Genomic DNA, 2,590 nt, shown 5'->3' with positions numbered 1-2,590 from the left:
CAGGGTGTCTGTGATGCCCAGGGGGCCGATTCGGCCATGCGCCTGGGCGTCAATTACCCCTGTGGGCCGCTCGCCTGGGCGGATGCCCTTGGCCTGCCAACCATCAGCCAGGTGCTCACCAACCTCGGCCAAGCCTACGGGGAAGACCGCTACCGCGTCTCGCCGCTGATTCAACACCACGTTTTTGCGAAGAAAAATTTCCATGACTGAGCGACATTCCAATCCGCAGGCCCTGGCCGAACAAGTGGCGGCCGCCATGTGGTCGCGCGACCGGGCGACCAATGCCCTGGCGATGCAGATAGTCGGCGTCAAGCCCGGCTACGCGCTGGTGTCCATGCCGGTGCGTGCCGACATGCTCAACGGCCACCAGACCTGTCACGGCGGCTACCTCTTCACGCTGGCTGACAGTGCCTTTGCCTACGCCTGCAACAGCCACAACCAGAACACGGTGGCCTCGGCCTGCCACATTGACTTTCTGGCGCCTGCCATGGAGGGCGACATCCTGGAGGCCGAAGCCGTCGAGCGCTCGCTGACCGGCCGCACCGGTGTGTATGACGTGACGGTGCGAACGCACGCGGGAAAAACCATTGCCCTGTTCCGGGGCAAGAGCTATCGCATCAGCGGCGAAGTGATTGACGGCCAGCCCCAGGCCGCGCACGCCAAGTAATCAAATTACCAAGAGGAGACAAAAATGCCCGTTAAAAAGCCCATGCCCGGAGACCTTGAGCACATCGAGACCGCCAGCCGTGACGAAATCGCCGCCCTGCAGCTGGAGCGCATGAAGTGGACGTTGAAGCACGCTTACGACAACGTGCCGCACTACAAAAAGAAGTTCGATGACCAGGGCGTCCACCCGGATGACCTGAAGACTTTGGCCGATCTGGCCAAGTTTCCGTTCACCACCAAGATCGACCTGCGCGACAACTATCCGTTTGGCCTGTTTGCCGTGCCGCGCACCCAGGTGGCCCGGGTCCACGCATCGTCGGGCACCACAGGCAAACCGATCGTCGTTGGCTACACGCTGAAAGACATTGATACCTGGGCCGATCTGGTGGCGCGCTCCATCCGCGCGGCGGGTGGCCGCGCTGGCGACACATGCCACATCGCCTACGGCTACGGCCTGTTCACCGGCGGCATGGGCGCCCATTACGGCGCCGAGCGTGCCGGCTGCATGGTGGTACCGATGTCGGGCGGGCAGACCGAAAAGCAGGTGCAACTGATCCAGGACTTCCAGCCTGAAATCATCATGGTCACCCCGTCCTACTCGCTGGTGATTGCCGAGGAGTTTGAGCGCCAGGGCATCAGGCCCGAAGACATTTCCCTGAAGATCGGCATCTTTGGTGCCGAGCCGTGGGGCCACGGCATGCGCGATGAGATAGAGCGCAAGCTGGGTATCGACGCCATCGACATCTACGGACTGACTGAAGTCATGGGGCCAGGCGTTGCCTGTGAATGCATCGAATCCAAGGATGGCCCGGTGATTTGGGAAGACCATTTCTATCCAGAGATCATCAACCCGGATACGGGCGAAGTGGTGGCCGATGGTGAGGAAGGCGAACTGGTCTTTACCTCGCTGTCCAAAGAAGCCATGCCGGTGATTCGCTACCGCACCCGTGACCTGACCCGCTTGCTGCCGCCCACCTCGCGCAGCTTTCGGCGCATGGACCGGATCACGGGCCGTACCGACGACATGCTGATCGTGCGCGGCGTCAACGTCTTTCCGAGCGTGATTGAAGAGCAGATCCTGCGCGACAAGCGTCTGGCAGGCACCTATCAGATTTTGCTGACCCGCGACGGCCACCTTGACAACGTCGAAGTGCGCTGTGAACTGCAGCGTGAATTTTCAGGCAAGTTTTCGCCAGCAGAGGTGCAGGCAATCAGCAAGGAAATGCAGCACCACATCAAGACCATTGCAGGCATCTCGACGCGCGTGACCGTCATGGACCACGAATCCATTCCGCGCACCCTGACGGGCAAGGCCCGGCGGGTGATTGATGAGCGTCCCAAACAAAACTGAAAGAATGCACATGACTGAAGCTTTTATCTGCGACGCCATTCGCACGCCCATTGGCCGCTACGGCGGCGCATTGGCCAGCGTGCGCGCTGACGACCTTGGCGCCATACCGCTCAAGGCCTTGATGGAACGCAACGCCAGCGTCGACTGGACGATGGTGGACGACATCATCTATGGCTGCGCGAACCAGGCTGGCGAAGACAACCGCAATGTGGCCCGCATGTCTGGTCTGCTGGCCGGGCTGCCCACCGAAGTGCCCGGCACCACGATCAACCGCCTGTGCGGTTCCGGCATGGACGCCATCGGCCTGGCCGCGCGTTCGATCAAGGCCGGCGACACCGACCTGATGATTGCAGGCGGCGTTGAAAGCATGTCGCGCGCGCCTTTTGTGATGGGTAAGGCAGAAAGCGCTTATTCGCGCAATGCCGCCATCTTTGACACAACCATCGGCTGGCGTTTCACCAATCCGCTGATGAAAAAATTGTACGAGACGCATTCGATGCCGCAAACGGCGGACAACGTGGCGGCTGAATTCAATATTTCCCGCGCCGACCAGGATGCCTTTGCCGTGCGCTC

General features: G+C 61.2%; 4 protein-coding genes. All 4 read left to right on the top strand.

All coding sequences use genetic code 11. From position 1 onward, the window contains the following. Nucleotides 1–210: 3-hydroxyacyl-CoA dehydrogenase family protein (locus IV091_RS16375; RefSeq protein WP_293470322.1), on the top strand; the 210-nt coding region annotated here is incomplete at its 5' end. Next, the gene (paaI, locus tag IV091_RS16370; protein ID WP_293470321.1) at nt 203–667 is read left to right on the top strand and encodes a hydroxyphenylacetyl-CoA thioesterase PaaI; all 465 of its coding nucleotides are present in this window, start codon (nt 203–205) and stop codon (nt 665–667) included. The genes IV091_RS16375 and paaI, both read left to right, overlap by 8 nt. A 24-nt stretch (nt 668–691) precedes the next feature. Further along, a complete protein-coding gene (gene paaK, locus IV091_RS16365) occupies nt 692–2,017 on the top strand; it encodes a phenylacetate--CoA ligase PaaK (RefSeq protein WP_293470320.1) in 1,326 nt (441 codons plus the stop codon). A gap of 10 nt (nt 2,018–2,027) precedes the next feature. Next, the coding region (locus IV091_RS16360) for a beta-ketoacyl synthase N-terminal-like domain-containing protein (protein ID WP_293470319.1) at nt 2,028–2,590 on the top strand (563 nt) is incomplete at its 3' end.

This window comes from Polaromonas sp., assembly GCF_018780625.1.
Lineage (GTDB): Bacteria > Pseudomonadota > Gammaproteobacteria > Burkholderiales > Burkholderiaceae_C > Polaromonas.
The sequence above is the reverse complement of the archived record's forward strand: the minus strand, read 5'-3'. Positions and strand labels throughout refer to the sequence as shown.

Coding starts and splice junctions, on each gene's coding strand:
- paaI (WP_293470321.1), top strand. CDS start 203: ATGACTGAGCGACATTCCAATCCGCAGGCCCTGGCCGAACAAGTGGCG.
- paaK (WP_293470320.1), top strand. CDS start 692: ATGCCCGTTAAAAAGCCCATGCCCGGAGACCTTGAGCACATCGAGACC.